Below are 20680 nucleotides of genomic sequence, written 5' to 3' on the forward strand. Positions count from 1 at the left end.
AGATAACCCCGGCGGCGCGGGCCCGAAATGATGGCCCGCCCCTGCCCGGGGCTCCGTACCTTTGTAGACCCGCCCAAAAGGCGGCTTATTTCGCACATGGCACTAGATTATCTTTCCCTCCTGAATCCGTCGCAAGGCGCCGCGGTGATGCAAACCGAAGGCCCCTGCATGATTATCGCCGGAGCCGGCTCGGGCAAAACCCGGGTGCTCACCTACCGCATCGCCAACCTGCTCGAAAAGGGCGTCGACCCGTTCAACATCCTCGCCCTCACCTTCACCAACAAGGCCGCCAAGGAAATGCGTGCCCGCGTGGAAAAGGTGGTTGGCCCCGCCGCCCGCAACCTCTGGATGGGCACCTTTCACTCGGTTTTCGCCAAAATCCTGCGTTCCGAGGCCGATAAAATCGGCTACCCGCGCAGCTTCACCATCTACGACACGCAGGACTCAAAAACCCTGATTGGCCAGATTGTGAAAGAGCTGGAGCTGGACGACAAGCTATACAAAGCTAGTCTGGTGTTGGGCCGCATCTCAGCCGCGAAGAACAAGCTGATTTCCTATAACCAGTACCTGAACGATGCCGCCATCAAGGCTGACGATGAGGCGGCGCTGCGGCCCAAAATCGGTGTGCTCTACCAGCAGTATCAGCAGCGCTGTTTCAAGGCCGGCGCGATGGATTTTGATGACCTGCTCTTCAATACTAACGTGCTGTTCCGGGACCACGCCGATATTCTGAATAAATACCAGAATATGTTCCGGTTTGTGATGGTGGACGAATATCAGGACACCAACTATTCGCAGTATTTAATTACGCGCAAACTAGCGGCGAAGGAGCGGAATATTTGCGTGGTGGGCGACGATGCGCAGAGTATTTACGCCTTCCGGGGCGCGGACATTTCCAATATTCTGAATTTCGAAAAGGATTACCCCGAATTGCAGGTATTTAAGCTGGAGCAGAATTACCGCTCCACGAAAAATATCGTGTGGGCCGCGAATTCAGTGATTAAAAACAATCAGGCACAGTTGCGCAAGGATGTCTTTTCGGAGAATGAGGATGGGACGCTGATTGAAGTTCTGAAAGCCGCATCGGACAACGAGGAAGGTAAACTGGTGGCCAATTCCATCTTCGAGGACAAGATGAATGGGCATTTGTCGTACGACAATTTTGCCATTCTCTATCGCACCAACGCGCAAAGCCGCGCGATGGAAGAATCGTTGCGAAAATTAAATATCAAATACAAAATTGTTGGCGGCCTGTCGTTTTATCAGCGCAAGGAAATCAAGGATTTGGTGGCCTATTTGCGCCTTACGGTTAACCAAAATGATGAGCAGGCCATTCGCCGGGTAATTAATTACCCGAAGCGTGGCATTGGCGACACCACCATCAGCAAATTGATTACCACGGCCGATGAAGCCAACCATACGCTGTGGGAAGTAGTGGCCCACGCCGACCAGTTTATGCCGGCGCGGGTGAGCAATCCAGTAGTAGGATTTGCCGAAAAAATCAAGAGCTATATTGTGGTTGCCGAGAAGGAGGATGCTTTTGAAGCGGCCAAATTCATCGCCAAAAACTCCGGGATGCTTGAGGAGCTTTATGCCGATAAAAGCATTGAAGGCCTTTCGCGTTATGAGAACATCCAGGAACTGCTCAACGGCATCAAGGAATACGTGGATGACCCCGAGCGTGAGGACAAGAGCCTCGGCGCGTTCCTCCAGGACATCGCCCTCGTAACGGACTCGGACCTGAAGGACGCGGCGCAGGAAGGTGAAGCCGTGACCCTGATGACTATTCACTCCGCTAAGGGACTGGAATTCCGCAACGTGTACATCGTGGGCATGGAGGAAAACCTTTTCCCGAGCCAGATGATGATTACCTCGCGGGCCGATTTGGAGGAGGAGCGCCGCCTGTTCTACGTAGCCATTACGCGGGCCGAGAAGAAGCTGACCTTGAGCTACGCTACCTCGCGCTACCAGTGGGGCAACCTGCGCAGCTGCGAAAAAAGCCGCTTTCTGGACGAGATTGACCCGCAGTACGTCAACTTCAAGTTTGCTTCCGGGCCGGGTGCGGGCGAGCCGGGCCCGTTCCAGCACGTTTTCGAGCGTCGTTCGAACCTGATTCCGACACCGCCGCGCAAGGTGCAGGCCACCAAGTACGTAGCTCCGGCCGACTTCACGCCTTCTGACACATCCAAGCTGCAAGCTGGCCAGCGCGTGGAGCACGCCAAGTTCGGTTTCGGCACAGTGAGCGCGCTTGAAACCCAGCAGGGAACCACCAAAGCCACCATTCAATTCGAGGAAGTGGGCGAGAAAGTGCTGCTGCTGAGTTTCGCAAAGCTGCGGGTGCATTAGGTTTTCGATGCTTCCGAACGGTTAATTAGGAACGTCATGCTGAGCTTGTCGAAGCATCTCTACCGCTTCGTTGCAACTTTTAATAGTTAGTTGCGCGGTAGAGATGCTTCGACAAGCTCAGCATGACGTGCTTTCATGCACTACACGACGGCCCCAACGCCGTATCTTTGGCCTGAGCCCCGCCTCTGGCGGCCTCCCTCCTGCTTTTTATGACCGATATTAATTCCCTGCCCTTCCACCTGCAGTTGCTGGTGCGCGAATACGGGCACAGCACTTACCAGCTCATTCAGGGCCTCAAAGACATTGAGGACGTGGCCGAGCGTACCAAGCGCGCCACCGCCATTGTGCAGCTCATGCTGCGCCTGCAACCGGCTTTGCGCGACCTGCCCGAAATCCAGACCCGCCTCTGGAACCACCTGCACGCCATGGCCGGCGAGGATGTGGCCCTGGAAGCGCCCGTAGCCCTGCGCAGCCTCACGGTACGCACCGAAAAGCCCGGCCGTGTGCCCTACCCCCGCACCGCGCCCAAGCTGCGCGCTTACGGCGCAGCCATTGAGGCGCTGATTGCGAAAGCCCTGACCCTGGAGGATGCGGCCGAGCGCGAGCAGGCCACCATCCAGATTGGGCGAACTATGAAGTTCCTCTACCGCCAGCACAACAAGGAAAACGCCAAGGATGTGACCATTTTGCGGCATTTGGGTGAGCTCTCGGGCGGCCAGCTCAAGCTCGACGCGGCCGTGGTGGACAGCGAAGGCCTGTTTGAGATGCCAGCCGCTCCGGCGGGAACCAAGCCGTTCATCGTACCCCAGCCGCAGCAGCGCGAAGGCCAGAACCGCGACCGCCGCGAAGGCCGCGACCGCGACAACCGGGGCAATAGCTTTAGCAACAAAAACGGTAAGAAGCGTAAGAAAGGCCGCAGCCAGGAGCCGCAACAGCCCCCTCAATAATTTATTTCCAGCACGTCATGCAGAGTGCAGCGAAGCATCTTTACCGCAACAGTAAATGATTGCATTGCTCGGTAAAGATGCTTCGCTGCACTCTGCATGACGTTCTTCATTTAGAATCCCAATCCAACCTCAATGGCTGCATTTGAAGTACGCGGCGGCAAACCACTGCGCGGCGAAATCACGCCCCAGGGCGCCAAAAACGAAGCCCTACAGATTCTCTGCGCGGTATTGCTGACTCCGGAACCCGTAACCATCAGCAATATCCCCGACATCCGCGACGTCAACAAGCTCATCGAGCTGCTGCGCGACATGGGCGTGAAAGTGGGCAAACTGGCCACCGATACCTACATTTTCCAGGCCGAGGATGTCAACCTTGATTACATGGACACGCCCGAGTTCGTGGCCCAGGCCGGCGCGTTGCGCGGCTCGGTTATGATTCTCGGCCCCATGCTGGGGCGCTACGGCCGCTGCCAGCTGCCCAAGCCGGGCGGAGACAAAATCGGCCGCCGGCCGATGGATACGCACTTTCTGGGCCTCGAAAAGCTGGGCGGCAAGCTCACGCTCGAAGGCACTGATTTCTACCGCATCAAGGTGGAAGGCAAGTTGCAGGGCACCCACATGCTGCTCGATGAAGCCTCGGTAACCGGCACCGCTAATATCCTGATGGCCGCCGTACTGGCCGAAGGTACCACTACCATCTACAACGCCGCCTGCGAGCCTTACCTGCAGCAGCTGTGCCGCATGCTCGTACGCATGGGCGCTAATATCCAAGGCATTGGCTCCAACCTGCTCACCATCGTGGGAGTGGAGAAGCTCGGCGGTACCGACCACCGCATGCTGCCGGATATGATTGAAATCGGCTCCTTCATCGGCCTCGCGGCCATGACGGGCTCCGAAATCACCATCAAGGACTGCCAGATTCCCGAGCTCGGCCTCATCCCCGACACCTTCCGCAAGCTGGGCATCCAACTGGAATTCCGGGGCGATGACATTTACATTCCGGCCCAGGAGCACTACGAAATTGCTACTTACCTCGACGGCTCCATCCTGACGGTGAGCGACCACACCTGGCCCGGCTTCACCCCCGACTTGCTCAGCATTGTGCTCGTGGTGGCCTGCCAGGCCAAGGGCACAGTCCTCATTCACCAGAAGATGTTTGAGTCGCGCCTGTTCTTCGTCGATAAGCTCATCGACATGGGCGCGCAGGTAATTCTTTGCGACCCGCACCGCGCCACCGTCATCGGCCTCGACCAGCGCACCCGCCTGCGCGGCATCACCATGACTTCGCCCGATATCCGGGCCGGCGTAGCCTTGCTCATCGCCGCGCTGTCGGCCGAAGGCAAAAGCACCATCGAAAACGTGGAGCAGATTGACCGCGGCTACCAGAACATCGACCTGCGCTTGAATGCACTGGGGGCTGATATTCGCCGCCTATAGTTTTTTTATTGATACCTAAAAGCCCTATTGCGGATATCGCAACGCAGTTTTTAAACAGCCCGCCCCTTACAGGTCGGGCTGTTTTTTTGCCCCATCGGGTTACCGAAAAGCTGAATTTGGATAAAGGTTCAGCTGCGCCGCTGAGTCCTTTTCCATTCAGCTTTCCCAATTCATTGCCGATGAAATTCCTGATAATTCCCGTCCTGCTCGGACTGGGGCTGGCCGGGTGCAGCCAATCCAAATCCGACGAAACTATTGCCCTTGCCGCCGAACCGGCCACCGCAAACAATCAGGCTCCCGCCTCATCCACTACTTCGCAGCCCACAACAGTGGCAATGCCTGATGAGCAAGCGGTACAACCCGAGGTAGTTGCCACACCCAAGGTCCAGCCCGGGCACTCGGTCGCCTATCAGGCCGAACTGAACATGGAGGTGGAGGATTTCGACAAAGCCACCGACCGCATCAATGCGCTACTGGAGCACCACGGTGCCTATCTCGGTACCGCCCACGAAACCCGCGCCGATGGCCAGCGCCGCCAGGAAATGACGGTAAAAGTGCCGCCAGCTCAGTTTGTAGCCCTGGTATCCGCCCTAGGAAGGCTGGGCCATATCGAGAACAAAGACATTGCCTCTGCCGATATCACGGCTGATGTACTCGCAACGGCCGCCCATCTCCAAGAACAACAGACTTCCGAAACCCAGCTACGCCAGCAGCTAGCCCGCGCCACCTCTCCCGACGAACGCACCCACCTGGAGGGCGAAATCCGGCGGCAACGGGCTGATGCCGCCACTACTGAGTCGCAGTTGCAACGGTTCGGCACCCGCGCCGACTGGGCAACTCTGACGCTTCACTACTTCCAAGTATTGCCAACGCCCGCACCTCAAACTCCCATGCACGACTTTTCCCCGCAGTTCCTCACGGCCTTTTACCGGGGCTGGTCGGTTGTGCTGGAGTTGGTAGTTGCTCTCACCAACATCTGGCCTTTATTACTACTGATGGGAGCGGGCGGCTGGGCCCTGCGCCGGTGGCGTCAGCGGCAGGTAGCTGCCTGACGTAAACCAGAATAAATGCGTAACAAAAAAGGGCTTCCCGCACGCGCGGGAAGCCCTTTTTTGGGTATTAGCAATAAAATCTAATCCATCACCAAATCCACCACGGCATTCACCACCGACAGCGCGATGCTGAACAGCAGCGCATTCAGAAAGCCGTGCACATCAAAGCTGCTCATCAGGAAATCGGCCAATTTCACGATGATGACGTTGATAACCAACAGAAACAGGCCCAGCGTGAGCACCGTGATGGGAAAGCCCAGAATTTGCAGAATGGGCTTTACGATGGCATTCAGAATGCCCAGCACGATGACCAGAATGGCCGCACTGCCCACGCCGCCCAGCACCACGCCCGGCAGCACCATGCTGAGGCCATACACCAGCACGGCGGTAAGAATGAATTTGAGAATGAATCCTAACATGGCAAAAGGGTTAAGGTGAAAGAAGCCTACTCGGCATGCATGCCTTTGGCCGGCAGCCGCCCTTGCGATACGGCCATCCAGTTGCAAAGTTGGTAGAGCAGGCGCGCGCCCACGATGGCATTCCACTCGGTGTCGCCGGGCGCTACCTCGTTCAGGTCGCAGCCGATGATTTGGATGCCCTCGCGCACGATGGAGCGTAGCAGGTAAGTGGCTTCCTCAAACTCCAGGCCGCCGGGTACGGGCGTGCCGGTGCCGGGGCACAGCTTGGGGTCGAGGCCGTCGATATCGAAGCTGATATAGACCTTTTTGGGCAGTTGGGCGATGATTTTGCCACACACCTTCTTCCACGATTTCTTGGCGAATTTCTCGTCGCTCAAAAACCGCTGGCTGAACAGCGCCACCCGGCCATTAGACTGGTCGATAACATCGGCCTCCTGCTGGCAAAAGTCCCGAATGCCCACCTGCACCAGCTTCTTCACCTGCGGCAATTCCAGCGCGTTGTGCATGATGCTGGCGTGCGAGTATTTGAAACCTTCGTAAGCCGGACGCAGGTCGCAATGCGCGTCGAACTGCAGAATGGCAAATTCCTCGTGGCGCTCGGCCAACGCGTGCAGGTAGCCCAGCGGCGTGCTGTGGTCGCCACCCAGCACCACCACGCCTTTGCCGGCATCGAGCAGGGCACCGGTTTTGGCTTTCAGCCATTGCAGCATTTTGTCGCCTTCGGCCGTGGCCTGGGCGGGCACAGTTTCGTGCTTTTTGCGGTCGGCTTCGGGCTGGCCTTCTTCCAGCCAGCCGATGTAATCGGCGGCCAGCGGGCGCAGTTTGCGGCTGGCTTCGGCAATGGTTTCATCCGCTTCCTCCATGGCCAGCCCGAGCTTCCAGGCATTGGGCACGTCGGAATCGTACAGGTCCACTTGCAACGAGGCTTCTCGGATGGCGGCTGGGCCAGCGGCCGTACCGGCGCGGTAGCTCACGGTCACCTCCCATGGCACGGGCACCACCACTACCTGCGCCTCCTCGGGCGTGAAGGGCAGGCCGAACAGGCCGCTGTCCGCATCGCCGGGCGCGTTGGGGTCGAAAGAAGCAATTTTCTGGGCTAGGGCGTCCGCTTTAGACATTGGAATTGATGCGTATGTAAACAGTAAAGTTGAAGGCGAAAAAGAACGTCATGCCGCGCCGGCCGTTGCAAGTCCCAGCACACCAGCCCAGTTCAGCGAACGGGCTCGTAGGGGAGTTGTAACGGCCGGCGCGGCATGACGGGCCGGAACGCGGTTAAGCATTCCCAAAAACGTTATTAGGCCGACATCTGGCTACCCAGGAAGTCGTAGCTGCGAATGATTTCCAGAATTTTCTGGAACGTCACGCGGTCAAAAAACAGCATCAGCGGCAATTCCACCGTGTTGTCGCGGTCCGAAAACTGCGTGATAACGGAGAAAATGAGCGGCTGTAGCTGCTGCGCTGGCAACAGGCTCTGCAGGTTCTCCGCAATATCACCCTTGGGCGCCACGGGCGGCGCACCGTAGATATTGGCCTTGAGAATATTAGCCAGCTGAGTCACCAAAGCCCCAGTGATAATGTTGCTGATTTCGAGCAGCAGGGATTCCTGCAACTCGTTCAACTCTAAGGTTTCAGTGGTTTGCATTCGCAGGCACACCCGCGAGAGACGCTGGACGTGCTGCCCCGAGAAGAACATGAGCGTCGTACCATTAAAATCACCCCGGATATCGGACTGAATGGGCACGTGACGGGTCTGGTAATCGCGCACGCGGTGCAGTATATCGTCGCTCATCAGCAAATCGATATTGGGCACCTCAAGCAGCACCCGTTCCTGGGCGATTACAGCGAATGAATCGGCGGCACGGGCCAAGCCGATGTTAAGAATCTCGCGGATTATATCACGCTCTAACTCAGTCATCGATAAATCCATAACGTCAAAGATAGGGGAAAGTGCAGCTGCGAGGACTGGGGGTGAAAGAAGGAAAATTAAGGGCGTTTGGTCAGAAACAGGCGAGTCAGGGCCGGCACATCGAGCACCAAGCAAACTTGCCCACTGCCAAGCAGGGTAACTCCACCAAACAGGTCGATGGTATCCAGGGGTTTACTAAGGGGCTTGATGACAATGTTTTGCTGCCGGATAAACCGGTCAACCAACAAGCCCAGTCGGCGGTTATTGTAATTCACGACCAGTACCTGCTGGGCACCGGTCATGTCGTTTTTATCAGCGAAGGGCAGCATTTCGTCACCCTCGTCGTGCAGCAGCATCCGCAGTGGTATCAGCGGCACGGCCTGGCCCTGCACATGAGTTACCAGCACGCCGCCGACCACCGAAATCTGGTCGGGTTGCAGCGCTAGTACAGTATCCGTGTGCATCAGCGGGATGGCGTAGGGCCGTTCGTCTACTTCAATCAGCAGCGCGCCCTTCACGGCAATAGACGTGGGCAGCACCAGCGTAAACGTAGTGCCCACGCCCAGCTGCGATTCCACCCGCAATTGCCCGCCTAACGAGTCAAGCGCCAGCTTCACCACATCGAGGCCTACGCCGCGACCCGAAATGTCGGTAATCTTACTGGCCATCGAGAAGCCGGGCTCAAACAGGAAAGCCCACACGGCCTGCTCATCCAAGGTGGCGGCCACGCTGGCTGTGGTCAGGCCACGCTCCACGGCTTTGCGGCGCACGGCTTCGGTATCGATGCCCCGACCATCATCACGCACCTGAATAAGTACGTCGTCACGCTCAGTCAGGGCCGAAAGTGTCAGGTGACCAACGGCCGACTTGCCGGCTGCTGCCCGCTGGGCCGTGGTTTCAAGGCCGTGGCTGACGGCGTTGCGCACCAAATGCAACAGCGCATCGGTAATGATTTGCAGGATATTGCGGTCAATCTGTACATCTTGCCCGCTGAGGGTGAGCTCAACTTCTTTGCTTTCGGCGCTGGCCACGTCGCGCACCACGCGAGGGAATTTGTTCAGCAACACCCCGACGCCTACCAGGCGGGCATCCATCACGCTGTACTGCAAGTCGTCGGAAATGCGGAACAAGTGTTGGGCCGTGGCCAGCAGCGCGGGGTTGCCAATTTCTTGCGCCAGGGTCATAATCCGGTCGCGGTCAATCACCAATTCCCCTACCAGATTTAGCAGATTATCAAGCTTTTTAACCTGGATATACACCAGGTCCGAAAGCTCCATTTTCTTGCCCGATTCCTCCTCAGACTCTGCTTCTTCGGCTTCGTCCAGTATCGGCTCTTCGCCACGCACCAAGCGGTCGAGGTTGTCGAGCAACGCCTTGGCATCCGGAAGCGGCTGGTTGGCTCCCACTGCCCGAATCATATTACCCAGCGCATCAACGCCGGCAAAAACCACTTTGATGAGCGAGCCGCTGAACGTGCGCTCCTGGTCCCGAATTAGCCCAAACAGCGTTTCGAGATGGTGCGCAACCTCGCCCAAATCGGTAAAGCCCATGGCGCGGGCATTAGCCTTGAGGTTGTGCATGAGCCGGAACAGCTCATTCAGGGCCGGGCCGGCATTGGGGTTGCGCTCAAGCTCGCTCAAATGGCGGCTCATGGAGTCGTAATACTCCAGCGCTTCGGCCATGAAAAGCTCCCGGTATTCCTGGTCGCGCGTTTTCATTAGGCCTTAGAAATTGAGTTAATAAACCAACTTTCCGGCGCACACAGACACATTCCATCGTTTCCGAAGGAATGTGGCACAGAGACGGAATGTTGTAGCCGCACTTTACGCAGCCTGCTCAGAAGCGTCGTTTTGCAGCGCCGCACCCACAATTTCCAGTACTTTCTCTTCCGAGAACGGCTTCACGATGTAAGCCAGGGCACCATTTTCAATGGCTTCGGTCACGATAACCTCCTGGCCAACAGCGCTGCACATTACCACTTTGGCTGAAGGCTGAATCTGGCGGAGGCTTTTCAGCACGTCCAGGCCGGTATTGTCGGGCAGAATTACGTCGAGCGTGATGAGGTCGGGGGAAGTCGAAGCGGCCATTTCCACCGCCTGTGCGCCGTTTGCTGCCTCGCCTACTACTTCGTAGCCGGCATCGGTGAGCATGTTTTTGAGCATCGTACGCATATAGAAGGAGTCGTCGACGATGAGGATGCGCTTATTCATGGAATTGGGGAACGTGAGATTTAACGGGTAGCCGAGCGTAGTTGCGGGCCACCTTTGTACGGGGCCGGGGCTACGAAGATGCCGTTTTGCCCGGCAGGCGCATCACTTCGCTTGGGGTCAGGAGCTTGCGCATGTCCAGCACGATGATAATGCCGCCTTCCGGCAGTTTGGCGATGCCTTCGAGGTATTTGTCGCGGGTGCTGGAGTCCTGCACGAACTCCGGGGCCGGCTCAATCTGGCTGAGCGGCATGGTAAAGGGGCGCGGCACTTCGCGTACCATCAGGCCCAGCACGTAGTCGGCGGCTTCGACGGCAATGGTGTAGCTGCGCTCGGGAATTGGCCGGCCGGCTGGCCGCAGCCGGAACCGTTCTTCCAGGTCCAGAATGGCAATAATATCGCCGCGCAGGTTGGCAATGCCCTTGATGAAAGGCGGGGTTTTGGGCATGCGAGCCACGTCGGGCGTGACGGTCACTTCCTTCACCTGCTCGATGCGAATGCCATAATCCTCATCGCCCAAGCGGAACACGATAAGCTGCACCAGTTCGGCGGGCTTAGGGCGTTCGGCTTTGGCAATGGGAGCAGTTATTTCAATCTCAGCCATGCGGGATTAGTCGAAAATGGGCTAAACGAATGGGTTGAGAATTACTTGGTTTTGGCCTTTGATTTGGTCGCAGCCTTGTTGGCCTGGCCATTTTTAGCGGCCTGACCATTCTTCGCTGCTTTGCCATTCACGGCTGCTTCCGGCTGAACTTCTACAGGCCGGGTTACGGCTTGCACGCGGGCCGGACGCTCCCGACGGGTGGGGGCCGGAGCCGCTACCGGCGCTGCTGCTTCCGAGCGGACGCGACGAGCAGCGTTTGGCTGCCGGCTGGTTTCAGCAACCGGCGCAGCTTCGGCACGGCTCTGCGAGCGGCGGGCGGCCATGCCGTTCTGCGGCTGTGGCGCGGGGGCGTACGATTCGCGGGCGCGGTAGGTATCGCGGGCACCCCGGCGTATGGGTTCCGGCTCCGGCTCCGGCTCGTAGGAGCTGAGCTGGAAGGTTTCGAGGCCGGCCTGAAGGTCGTCGGCAATGTCGGTGAGGCGCTGCGAGCTAGTAGTCAACTCTTGCATAGCTGTCGACAGTTGCTTGGCCGTGCCGGCTACCTGCTGGGTGCCGGTAGCCGTTTGCTCGGCAATGGCTACCACCTCTTCCACATATTTCACCACGTCGCCAATCGAGGTTTTCTGAACCTCGGTAGCCGTGAGAATGTCACGCGAGGTGCGGAGCGTTTCGCCGCTGCTGGTGGCAATGTTCTTAAAGGCCGAGCTGGCTTCGAACGTAGCGTTCTTGCCTTTCAATACCCGGTTTTCCATGGTCGAAATAGCCGTGGCCGCCGTGGTCGTATCCTTTTTCACGTCGTCAACCAGCGTGGCAATTTCGTTGGCCGAACGGCGGGAGCTTTCGGCCAGCTTCCGGATTTCTTCGGCTACTACGGCGAAACCACGGCCGGCTTCCCCGGCGCGGGCTGCTTCGATGGCGGCGTTCAGAGCCAGCAGGTTGGTTTGCGAGGCAATGTCGGTAATCACGCCCAGCGACTTGCTGATTTCACCCGACCGGGTGCTTAGTACTTCGATTGTGCGCGAGGTTTGCGAAGCGGCGCTGGATATTTCTTCCATGTTTTTCACCACTTCGGCCACCGTTTTCAGACCGAGCTGCGAGGTTTGCTCACCCAGGATTGCCGATTTGTTCACGACATCGGCTTTGTTGGCTGTTTCCTTGGTGGCCTGCATGATTTCTTCAATCAGCTTGAAGGCTTGGTCTGTTTTCAAAGCCTGGTTCTGAGCACCTTCGGCCATCTGCTGCATGGCCAGGGCCACATCGACAGTTACTCGGCTCATTTCCTGCCCTTTTCCGGCCATTTCTTCCGAAGAAGTACCCACAATCTGCGACGAGTCGTTGATTTCGCCGAGCAGTTCATTCAGATTTTCAACGGCGAGGTTCAGGGCATCGGCCATGGCCAGAATGTCGCCCGTGGTCGGCACGTCTACGCGCTGGGTCAAGTCGCCTTCCGAGATGGCGCGTACCACGCGGGCCACTTCCAGTACCGGCGAGGCGATGGACTCGAGCAGGGCATTAAGCGTGTCCACCAACTCTTTCCAGCTGCCCGATACGCCGCCTACCGTGGCACGCTCAGTCAGCTTGCCTTCCACCCCGGCCACTTTAGCCACGCGGCTTACTTCGACGGCGAGACGGTTAAGGTCATCCACCATGCTGTTGATGGTGTCGGCCAGGTCGGCCACTTCGCCTTTGGCTTGCAGCGTCAGCTTCTGCGTCAAGTCACCTTTCGATACCGCAGTTACTACTTTAACAATACCCCGTACCTGCGTGGTGAGGTTGGAGGCCATGTAGTTTACGTTGTCGGTCAGTTCCTTCCACACGCCGGCCACGTTTGGCACGCTGGCCTGGCCGCCGAGCTTGCCTTCGGTGCCCACTTCCTGCGCCACACGAGTTACCTCGCCGGCGAAGATGTTGAGCGAGTCCACCATCTGGTTCAGGTTGTCCTTCAGGTCCAACAGCTCGCCGTTGACGTTTACCGAAACCTTCTGGCTCAAGTCGCCACGCGATACGGCCGTTGCCACGTTGGCAATGTCCCGTACCTGCGAGGTCAGGTTGCTGGCCATTGTGTTTACGTTGTCCGTCAGGTCTTTCCAAGTACCACGTACGTTGGGCACTTTGGCTTGGCCGCCGAGCTTGCCCTCGGTACCTACTTCGCGGGCCACGCGGGTTACTTCGTCACCGAAGATGTTCAGCGAGTCCACCATTTCGTTGAGGTTTTCCTTCAACTGGAGCAGCTCACCGCGCACGTTAACCGTGATTTTCTGCGAAAGGTCACCTTTAGCTACGGCCGTGGCCACGTTGGCAATGTCCCGCATCTGCGAGGTCAGGTTGCTGGCCATCGTATTCACGTTGTCCGTCAAATCCTTCCAAGTGCCAGACACTTTTGGCACGTTGGCCTGACCGCCGAGGATACCCTCGGTGCCTACTTCGCGGGCCACGCGGGTTACTTCGCCGGCGAAGATGTTCAGCGAGTCCACCATCTGGTTGAGGTTGTCCTTCAGGTCCAGCAGCTCGCCTTTTACATCTACCGTGATTTTCTGCGAAAGGTCACCCTTCGATACGGCCGTGGCCACGTTGGCAATGTCTCGCACCTGCGAGGTCAGGTTGCTGGCCATCGTATTCACGTTGTCCGTCAGCTCTTTCCAGGTGCCGCCTACCCGAGGCACCACGGCCTGGCCGCCGAGCTTGCCTTCGGTACCTACTTCGCGGGCCACGCGGGTTACTTCGTCACCGAAGATGTTGAGCGAGTCCACCATCTGGTTGAGGATGTTCTTCAGCTCCAGGATTTCGCCCTTCACGTTCACCGTCATCTTCTGGCTCAAGTCACCACGGGCTACGGCCGTTGCCACGTTGGCAATGTCTCGTACCTGCGAGGTGAGAGCCGCGGCCATGTCGTTTACGTTGTCGGTGAGGGCTTTCCACACACCGGCCACGTTGGGCACGCTGGCCTGGCCGCCAAGTTTTCCTTCCGTGCCCACTTCCTGCGCCACGCGGGTTACCTCGCCGGCAAACAGGTTGAGGGATGCCACCATCTGGTTCAGGTTCTGCTTCAGCTGCAGGAATTCCCCTTTTACATCGACGGTAACCGTCTGAGTCAGGTCACCTTTAGCAACCGCAGTTGCCACGTTGGCAATGTCTCGTACTTGGCTCGTCAAGTTCGAGGCCATGTAGTTTACGTTGTCGGTCAGGTCTTTCCATACGCCGGCCACGCTGGGTACCGAGGCCTGACCACCGAGGCGGCCTTCGGTGCCTACTTCCTGCGCCACGCGGGTTACCTCGCCGGCAAACAGGTTGAGCGAGTCTACCATCTGGTTCAGGTTCTGCTTCAACTGGAGCAGCTCGCCTTTTACATCAACGGTTACTTTCTGGCTCAGGTCGCCTTTAGCTACCGCGGTTGCTACGTTGGCAATGTCCCGCACCTGAGAAGTCAGGTTGCTGGCCATGTTGTTTACGTTGTCCGTCAGGTCTTTCCACACGCCGGCTACGTTGGGCACGCTGGCCTGGCCGCCGAGTTTACCCTCCGTACCCACTTCCTGGGCCACGCGGGTTACCTCGCCGGCAAACAGGTTCAGCGAGTCCACCATCTGGTTCAGGTTCTGCTTCAGCTGCAGGAATTCCCCTTTTACATCAACGGTGATTTTCTGAGACAAGTCGCCTTTGGCTACGGCCGTGGCTACGTTGGCAATGTCCCGCACCTGCACGGTGAGGTTTGAGGCCATGTTGTTTACGTTGTCGGTCAGGTCTTTCCAGATACCGCCCACGTTTGGTACCGAAGCCTGGCCACCGAGCTTTCCTTCGGTGCCCACTTCCTGCGCCACACGGGTTACCTCGCCGGCGAAGATGTTCAGGTTATCAATCGTTTTGTTGATGGTTTCGGCCATCAACTTGAAGTCGCCCGATACCGGAATCTGGAAGCTTTCGTCCAGATTGCCGCGGCTGATGTTCTTCAGTACCTTGCCCACTTCCAACACCGGCACGGCGATGCTGTCCACCAAGCCGTTGATGTTGTTAATCATGTCGCGCCAGAAGCCGGCGGCGCCGTCGGCCGAAGCCCGCGCCTTGAGGTTACCCTCTACCCCGGCCACTTTCGAGATGCGCGACACCTCGCCCCCTACCCCGGCAATCATGTCCACCATCGAGTTGTAGGCTTCCGCGATTTCGGCGAAGATGTCGTCGTTCTGCTTGGTAAGCCGCACCGATACATCGCCCTTCTTAAAGGCATCGAGGGCGTAAAGCACCCGGTTGAGCTGGTCGTTGACGTAGCCCGGGTCCTGAGTGTCGACGGAGCCGCGCGAGCCGCCCTTTTTGCGGGTCAGGTCGTTGTTGGTGCGCACCACGTCGAGCGACGAAACCGCGCCGGCGTCCGGCGTTGCGCCGTCAGTGACATCCGTAGTAAGCGCAGCAGTACGACGAGCCTTGGGTCGCGGATTCTGGGGGGAAGCCATATATAGTACGGGTATCGAGTCGGGAAGGGGAAAGCTAATTGGAGGGCGAAGTACGGGGGTTAGCCGCGAATAAGCAAAGGTAACCCCATCCGCTACGGCGCTGAACCCGTCGGGCCGCAGAGTCGTTCCCGGAGCGCGGCTCCGGCCGGATTATTGCTACCGAATGCGACTGCTAAGAATTAAGCGGCATCTTTGCGGCCAATTTTAACTTTTCGTCGCAGCTGGTCGTTTCACCTCCACAGCCCCCATTCCTACTGCCGCACCCCTTACCCGCCCACATGGTCAAGAATTTAGTTATCGTCGAGTCGCCGGCCAAGGCGAAAACCATTGAAGGCTACCTCGGCCAGGATTTCGTGGTGCGTTCCAGCTACGGCCACGTTCGCGACTTGCCGAAGGACAATAATGCCATCGACATTGCCAATGGTTTCAAGCCTACTTACGTGGTTTCGCCGGACAAGCGCGAACTCATCGCGCAGCTAAAAAAACTTTCGAAGGAAGCCGAAACCGTCTGGTTAGCGAGTGACGATGACCGCGAGGGCGAAGCCATCTCGTGGCATTTGGCCGAAACGTTGAACCTGCCCGAAGCCAAAACGCGCCGCATTGTTTTCCGCGAAATCACCAAAAACGCCATTCTGGCCGCCATCGCCGACCCGCGCACGGTGAACCAGGATTTGGTGAATGCCCAGCAGGCCCGCCGCGTGCTCGACCGCCTCGTGGGTTTCGAGTTGAGCCCCGTGCTCTGGAAAAAGGTGAAGCCCGGCCTGAGCGCTGGCCGCGTGCAAAGCGTAGCCGTGCGACTGGTAGTGGAGCGCGAGCGCGAGGTGGCCAACCACCTTTCGGCCAGCGCCTACCGCGTGGTGGCCCGCTTCGATGCCGGCCGTGGTGCGGTGCTGGAAGCCGAATTGCCCACTCGTTATAAGGTACGCGCCGAAGCCGAGGCTTTCCTAGAGCGCTGCGTAGGCGCTTCGTATCAAATCGAAAGCCTGGACAAGAAGCCCGGCAAGCGCAGCCCCGCTGCGCCGTTCACGACTTCGACTTTGCAGCAGGAGGCTTCGCGCAAGCTTGGTTTCTCGGTGGCCCAGACGATGAGCGTGGCTCAGAAGCTGTACGAAGCTGGTAAAATCAGCTATATGCGGACGGACTCGGTGAACCTGAGCCAGGAAGCGTTGGCAGGTGCGCAAGCCACTATTACGGCTTCCTACGGTGCGGAATACCACCACCTGCGCACTTTTAAGACCAAGTCGGCATCGGCTCAGGAGGCGCACGAAGCCATTCGCCCTACTGATTTCAGCGCGGTGAAAGCGGGCTCGGATGCGTCGGAGCAACGTTTGTACGACCTCATTCGCAAGCGGGCCATGGCTTCGCAGATGGCAGAGGCGGTAATTGAGCGCACCACGGCCGTGATTGGTATCAGCACGCAGCCGGGCGTTACGCTCTCGGCCACGGGTGAGGTGATTACGTTCGAGGGCTTCCTGAAAGTGTATGCGGAGAGCAAGGACGACGAGGATGAGGACGATGCCAAAGACGGCGAATCGAGCTTCTCGCGCGGCCTGCCGCCGTTGAGCGTGGGGCAGAACCTTCCCTTGCAGCGCCTGAGCGCCACGGAGCGGTTTTCGTCGCCCCCGGCGCGTTACACCGAGGCTTCGCTGGTGAAAAAGCTGGAGGAAATGGGCATTGGCCGGCCTTCGACTTATGCGCCTACCATCAGCACCGTGCAGAAGCGCGGCTACGTGGAAAAAGATACCCGTGAGGGCAAGGAGCGCAAGTTCCATGTACTGACGCTGGAGGATAACACCGTCAAGACCGAAGTAAAAACCGAGAACTACGGCGCAGAGAAAGCTAAGCTGTTCCCGACGGATACGGCCATGATTGTGAATGACTTTCTGGTGGCTCACTTTCCGGTGATTGTGGACTACCAGTTCACGGCCAAGGTGGAGGACGAGTTTGACCAAATTGCCAACGGCCACGAGAACTGGACGCAGATGCTGACCGGCTTCTACGGCAAGTTCCACGCGACCATTGAGGCCGGGCAGGACATCGACCGCAGCACTGTAGGCGCTACCCGCGAGTTGGGCGTGCACCCCGAAACCGGCGAGCGCATATCGGCCCGCCTGGGCAAATACGGCCCCTACGTGGCCCTGGGCGATACCGAAGGCGAAACCAAGCCCGCCTACGCCAACCTGCGCAAGGGTCAGTTTATCGAAAGCATCACGCTGGAAGACGCGCTGGAGTTGTTCAAGCTGCCCCGCGTAGTGGGTGAGTTTGAGGACAAAGCCATGACGGCTGCGCTGGGTCGTTTCGGCCCCTACATCCGGCACGACAGCAAGTTCTTCTCCCTCACCAAGGAGCAGGACCCGCACACCATCACAGCCGAAGAAGCCGTGGCCCTGATTGAGAACAAGCGCAAAACCGACGCGGAGCGCCTCATCAAGAGTTTCCCCGAAAACCCCGATATCCAAGTGCTGAATGGTCGCTTCGGCCCCTACATCGTGGCGGGCAAGAAGAACGTGAAGATTCCCAAAGGCGAAGAGCCCACGGAACTGACCCTGGAGCGCTGCATCGAGCTGGCCGATGCCACGCCCGAGAAGCCTAAGGGCGGCCGTTTCGGCAAGAAAGCCGCTCCCGCCAAGGAGGAAAAGGATTCGGACGCACCAGCCAAGAAGGCTGCGAAAGCCACAGCAGCCAAGAAGCCGGCGGCCAAGAAACCCGCCACTAAAAAGCCTGCTGCTAAAAAAGCCCCAGCCAAAACTGCCACAGCAAAAGCAAAATAATTGCGACTTTCCGCCGTTTGAGTTTCACAAAAAGCCCGCACGATGCGGGCTTTTTGCTTAAGCACGCATGGCGATTATCAACCTATTATTTCTGGCCTCAGTACTTAGTCTGTTGGCAGGAATATCAGCTGGGCCTGTTGCCAAGCCGGCCTATCTGTGGCTCAACCACGCAAATGATGCGACGTTGGCTACGCGCTTTCCTACACCGAAAGGCTGCCAGCGCCTGGCAGTAACAGCCGGTAGCTGGGGCGAGTGGCTACGTGGATTGCCCCTGCGCCCAGCCGGCACCCAGGCCCGCTTGTTTGACGGAAAGCTAAAAGACCGCCAGGACGTGGTAGCAGCCGTGGTCGACATCGACGTGCCGCCCCAGGATTTGCAGCAGTGCGCGGATGCTGTCATTCGGCTGCGGGCGGAGTACGTGTTCAGTCACGACCCAAACAAGGTGCATTTCCACCTCACCACGGGCTATGATTTCTGGTTTTCGGATTTCGTGGCGGGGCGCACGTTTCGGGTGGCGAATGAGGAAGTGCTGCCTGCTACCCGACCTGCCGAGGCTCCTACCCACGCGGCATTGGCCCGCTACCTGGTGCCCACGTTCGGCTACGCGGGCACGAAATCCCTGAGCCGGGAGCTACGCCCGGTACCGCTGCCGCAGGTGCAGCCCGGCGATGTGCTCATTCACGGCGGCGCGCCCGGCCACGCGGTGCTGGTGGTGGATGTGGCCGAAAATCCGACAACACATCAGAAATACGTGCTACTGGCGCAGAGTTATATGCCAGCGCAGAGCATCCATGTACTGCGCAATATTGACGCACCCGCGCTTGGAGCTTGGTTCGCGGTGCCTGGGCCGGCCGTGGCCGAATTTAATACGCCGGAATGGACGTTTGCCCGCGAGGAGTTGAAGCGGTTTGAGTAGCTGCTAGGCCTGGATTACTGGCACAATGGCTTCGATGCTAATGGCACTGAGTTCGTCGAAACTTCGGATAATGCGGTCGGCCTGGTGCAGGTTCTGGCCTTCGGAATGCGGGCTGACGTAGGCGATGCAGTAGATGCCGGCCGCCTTGGCGGCTGCCACGCCGTTAGCCGCGTCTTCGATGACGATGCAGGCGGTGACGGGCGTATCGGCCAGCTCGGCGGCGCGGAGGAAGATGGCCGGGTTGGGCTTGGACTCGGCGAAATCCTCGCCGCTGATGCGGTGCGTGAAATACTCGTCCAGTCCGAAGCGGTCGAACACCCGGGCAATGGTGGCTTTGGAGGCGGAGGACGCTACGACCAGCTGCACGTCGTGGCGGCGCAGGTCTTCGATGAGCACGCGCACGCCGGGCAGCAGGTCGAGGGTGGCATCTTCGTCGAAGGACTTGTTGAACAGCTCGCGCTTGCGCAGCACCATGTCTTCTACGTCTTGAGAAAGACCGTACTTCTGCTTGAGGAGTTGGAACACGTTGCGCGTCGACTTGCCCAGAAAAGTGGCGTACTCAGCGGCCGAAACGGGAATGCCCAGCTCGGCAAACTGCGTAAAAAAAGCGTCGTGGTGAATGGGCTCGGTGTCGATGATGACGCCGTCCATGTCGAAGATTACCGTACGAATCATGAATGCGGAAGCAGGGAATACTGTCGGCAAAGGTACCGGCTAGTTGCCCAGCCCTTACTCTCAGTGGAAATAATAGAAGTCCGAAAACTTTTTTGCGGTCAATGATGTATATACATCAAATGTACATACATTTGTCATATCAAAGCACCTAACCAAAGCCCCTATCATGGCTAACACCGTTCTGCATCTCGCCAACACCCGTGGCCACGCCAATCATGGCTGGCTCAATTCCTTTCACACCTTCAGCTTCGCCGGCTACAACAACCCCGAGCGCGTGCATTTCGGCGCATTGCGCGTGCTGAACGACGACACCGTATCCGGTGGCATGGGCTTCAGCAAGCACCCGCACGATAACATGGAGATTATCTCCATCCCGCTGTCCGGCGATTTGGAGCACCAGGATTCGATGGGCAACAAAACCGTCATCCGCCAGAACGACGTGCAGGTGATGAGCGCCGGCACCGGCGTGGCCCACTCCGAGAAAAACCACAACCAGCACCAGGAAGTAAAATTCCTGCAAATCTGGGTGTTCCCCAAGGAGCGCGGCATCAAGCCTAATTACGGCCAGGAAACCTTCGCCCCGGAGGCCCGCCACAACCAATTGCTGCAAGTAGTATCGCCCGCCGGCGATGGCACCAACCCGCACATCAACCAGGATGCCTGGTTCCACATCGGCAACCTCGATAAAGGCTTTACGACCGATTACGCCGTGAAAAAGGCCGGCAACGGCGTCTACGCCTTCGTGCTGGAAGGCGACGTGACCATCAACGGCCAGGCCCTGCACCGTCGCGACGGCTTCGGCATCTGGGAAACCGACAAACTGGTAATCAGCGCCGACAGCAACGCCGAGCTGCTGCTGATGGAAGTACCGATGGAATTTTAACTTTTGTTGCAGTAGTCGGTAGTGAGACGGAATGCCGAATCCCGGAATAAATCTCACTACTGACTACCCAATACC

At 58.2% G+C, this 20680-nt stretch carries 15 protein-coding genes; 7 read left to right on the forward strand and 8 right to left on the reverse strand.

Going from position 1 to position 20680, the window contains the following annotated elements; genetic code table 11:
- The first annotated feature begins 96 nt into the window (after window positions 1-96).
- From AAFH49_RS10185 to AAFH49_RS10200, 4 genes are all read left to right on the forward strand, one after another.
- On the forward strand, window positions 97-2346 hold the full coding sequence (locus AAFH49_RS10185) for an ATP-dependent helicase (RefSeq protein ID WP_342297821.1): 2250 nt from the start codon (window positions 97-99) through the stop codon (window positions 2344-2346).
- A 209-nt stretch (window positions 2347-2555) separates the two neighbouring features.
- A complete protein-coding gene (locus tag AAFH49_RS10190) occupies window positions 2556-3293 on the forward strand; it encodes a DUF4290 domain-containing protein (protein WP_342297823.1) in 738 nt (245 codons plus the stop codon).
- 132 nt (window positions 3294-3425) lie between these two features.
- The gene (gene murA / locus AAFH49_RS10195) at window positions 3426-4730 is read left to right on the forward strand and encodes a UDP-N-acetylglucosamine 1-carboxyvinyltransferase (RefSeq protein ID WP_342297826.1); all 1305 of its coding nucleotides are present in this window, start codon (window positions 3426-3428) and stop codon (window positions 4728-4730) included.
- Between the two features lie 179 nt (window positions 4731-4909).
- Entirely contained in the window at window positions 4910-5782 is an 873-nt protein-coding gene (locus AAFH49_RS10200) for a DUF4349 domain-containing protein (protein WP_342297829.1), read from the forward strand.
- An 80-nt stretch (window positions 5783-5862) separates the two neighbouring features.
- Here AAFH49_RS10200 and AAFH49_RS10205 read toward each other — a convergent pair whose 3' ends face one another.
- The 7 genes from AAFH49_RS10205 to AAFH49_RS10235 form a co-directional block, all read right to left on the reverse strand.
- A complete protein-coding gene (locus AAFH49_RS10205) occupies window positions 5863-6201 on the reverse strand; it encodes a phage holin family protein (RefSeq protein ID WP_342297831.1) in 339 nt (112 codons plus the stop codon).
- Window positions 6202-6227: 26 nt separating this feature from the next.
- Window positions 6228-7319, reverse strand: a complete 1092-nt coding sequence (locus tag AAFH49_RS10210; protein ID WP_342297833.1) for an agmatinase family protein — start codon at window positions 7317-7319, stop codon at window positions 6228-6230.
- Between the two features lie 176 nt (window positions 7320-7495).
- Entirely contained in the window at window positions 7496-8128 is a 633-nt protein-coding gene (locus AAFH49_RS10215; protein WP_342297835.1) for a chemotaxis protein CheC, read from the reverse strand.
- 56 nt (window positions 8129-8184) lie between these two features.
- Window positions 8185-9825, reverse strand: coding sequence for a chemotaxis protein CheA (locus AAFH49_RS10220; RefSeq protein ID WP_342297837.1), 1641 nt, complete (start codon window positions 9823-9825; stop codon window positions 8185-8187).
- Between the two features lie 105 nt (window positions 9826-9930).
- Window positions 9931-10317 (reverse strand): response regulator, encoded by a 387-nt coding sequence (locus AAFH49_RS10225; protein ID WP_168674249.1) that lies wholly within the window; start codon window positions 10315-10317, stop codon window positions 9931-9933.
- A gap of 70 nt (window positions 10318-10387) precedes the next feature.
- Window positions 10388-10918, reverse strand: coding sequence for a chemotaxis protein CheW (locus tag AAFH49_RS10230; protein WP_342297840.1), 531 nt, complete (start codon window positions 10916-10918; stop codon window positions 10388-10390).
- Between the two features lie 41 nt (window positions 10919-10959).
- Complete coding sequence (locus AAFH49_RS10235; RefSeq protein WP_342297842.1) at window positions 10960-15360, reverse strand: methyl-accepting chemotaxis protein; 4401 nt, start codon at window positions 15358-15360, stop codon at window positions 10960-10962.
- A gap of 278 nt (window positions 15361-15638) precedes the next feature.
- Here AAFH49_RS10235 and topA point away from each other — a divergent pair, with 278 nt between their 5' ends.
- Both topA and AAFH49_RS10245 read left to right on the forward strand, forming a co-directional pair.
- Window positions 15639-18131, forward strand: coding sequence for a type I DNA topoisomerase (topA, locus tag AAFH49_RS10240; protein ID WP_342297844.1), 2493 nt, complete (start codon window positions 15639-15641; stop codon window positions 18129-18131).
- A 67-nt stretch (window positions 18132-18198) separates the two neighbouring features.
- Window positions 18199-19047 (forward strand): DUF4846 domain-containing protein, encoded by an 849-nt coding sequence (locus AAFH49_RS10245; RefSeq protein WP_342297846.1) that lies wholly within the window; start codon window positions 18199-18201, stop codon window positions 19045-19047.
- A gap of 3 nt (window positions 19048-19050) precedes the next feature.
- Here the strand turns inward: AAFH49_RS10245 and AAFH49_RS10250 are convergent, their stop codons facing one another.
- Window positions 19051-19722, reverse strand: coding sequence for an HAD family hydrolase (locus AAFH49_RS10250; protein WP_342297848.1), 672 nt, complete (start codon window positions 19720-19722; stop codon window positions 19051-19053).
- Between the two features lie 166 nt (window positions 19723-19888).
- On the opposite strand from AAFH49_RS10250, the gene AAFH49_RS10255 reads away from it, so the two are divergent.
- A complete protein-coding gene (locus tag AAFH49_RS10255; RefSeq protein ID WP_342297849.1) occupies window positions 19889-20605 on the forward strand; it encodes a pirin family protein in 717 nt (238 codons plus the stop codon).
- Window positions 20606-20680: the final 75 nt, after the last annotated feature.

Origin of the sequence: Hymenobacter segetis (assembly GCF_038448715.1) — a bacterium.
In the GTDB taxonomy this organism is placed as follows: domain Bacteria; phylum Bacteroidota; class Bacteroidia; order Cytophagales; family Hymenobacteraceae; genus Hymenobacter; species Hymenobacter segetis.

Excerpts from the sequence above, each read along its gene's own strand:
- AAFH49_RS10190 (WP_342297823.1), top strand. The coding sequence starts at position 2,556 with ATGACCGATATTAATTCCCTGCCCTTCCACCTGCAGTTGCTGGTGCGC.
- AAFH49_RS10255 (WP_342297849.1), top strand. The coding sequence starts at position 19,889 with ATGGCTAACACCGTTCTGCATCTCGCCAACACCCGTGGCCACGCCAAT.
- AAFH49_RS10205 (WP_342297831.1), bottom strand. The coding sequence starts at position 6,201 with ATGTTAGGATTCATTCTCAAATTCATTCTTACCGCCGTGCTGGTGTAT.
- AAFH49_RS10210 (WP_342297833.1), bottom strand. The coding sequence starts at position 7,319 with ATGTCTAAAGCGGACGCCCTAGCCCAGAAAATTGCTTCTTTCGACCCC.
- AAFH49_RS10250 (WP_342297848.1), bottom strand. The coding sequence starts at position 19,722 with ATGATTCGTACGGTAATCTTCGACATGGACGGCGTCATCATCGACACC.
- AAFH49_RS10235 (WP_342297842.1), bottom strand. The coding sequence starts at position 15,360 with ATGGCTTCCCCCCAGAATCCGCGACCCAAGGCTCGTCGTACTGCTGCG.
- AAFH49_RS10200 (WP_342297829.1), top strand. The coding sequence starts at position 4,910 with ATGAAATTCCTGATAATTCCCGTCCTGCTCGGACTGGGGCTGGCCGGG.
- topA (WP_342297844.1), top strand. The coding sequence starts at position 15,639 with ATGGTCAAGAATTTAGTTATCGTCGAGTCGCCGGCCAAGGCGAAAACC.
- AAFH49_RS10230 (WP_342297840.1), bottom strand. The coding sequence starts at position 10,918 with ATGGCTGAGATTGAAATAACTGCTCCCATTGCCAAAGCCGAACGCCCT.
- AAFH49_RS10245 (WP_342297846.1), top strand. The coding sequence starts at position 18,199 with ATGGCGATTATCAACCTATTATTTCTGGCCTCAGTACTTAGTCTGTTG.
- AAFH49_RS10225 (WP_168674249.1), bottom strand. The coding sequence starts at position 10,317 with ATGAATAAGCGCATCCTCATCGTCGACGACTCCTTCTATATGCGTACG.
- murA (WP_342297826.1), top strand. The coding sequence starts at position 3,426 with ATGGCTGCATTTGAAGTACGCGGCGGCAAACCACTGCGCGGCGAAATC.
- AAFH49_RS10215 (WP_342297835.1), bottom strand. The coding sequence starts at position 8,128 with ATGGATTTATCGATGACTGAGTTAGAGCGTGATATAATCCGCGAGATT.
- AAFH49_RS10185 (WP_342297821.1), top strand. The coding sequence starts at position 97 with ATGGCACTAGATTATCTTTCCCTCCTGAATCCGTCGCAAGGCGCCGCG.
- AAFH49_RS10220 (WP_342297837.1), bottom strand. The coding sequence starts at position 9,825 with ATGAAAACGCGCGACCAGGAATACCGGGAGCTTTTCATGGCCGAAGCG.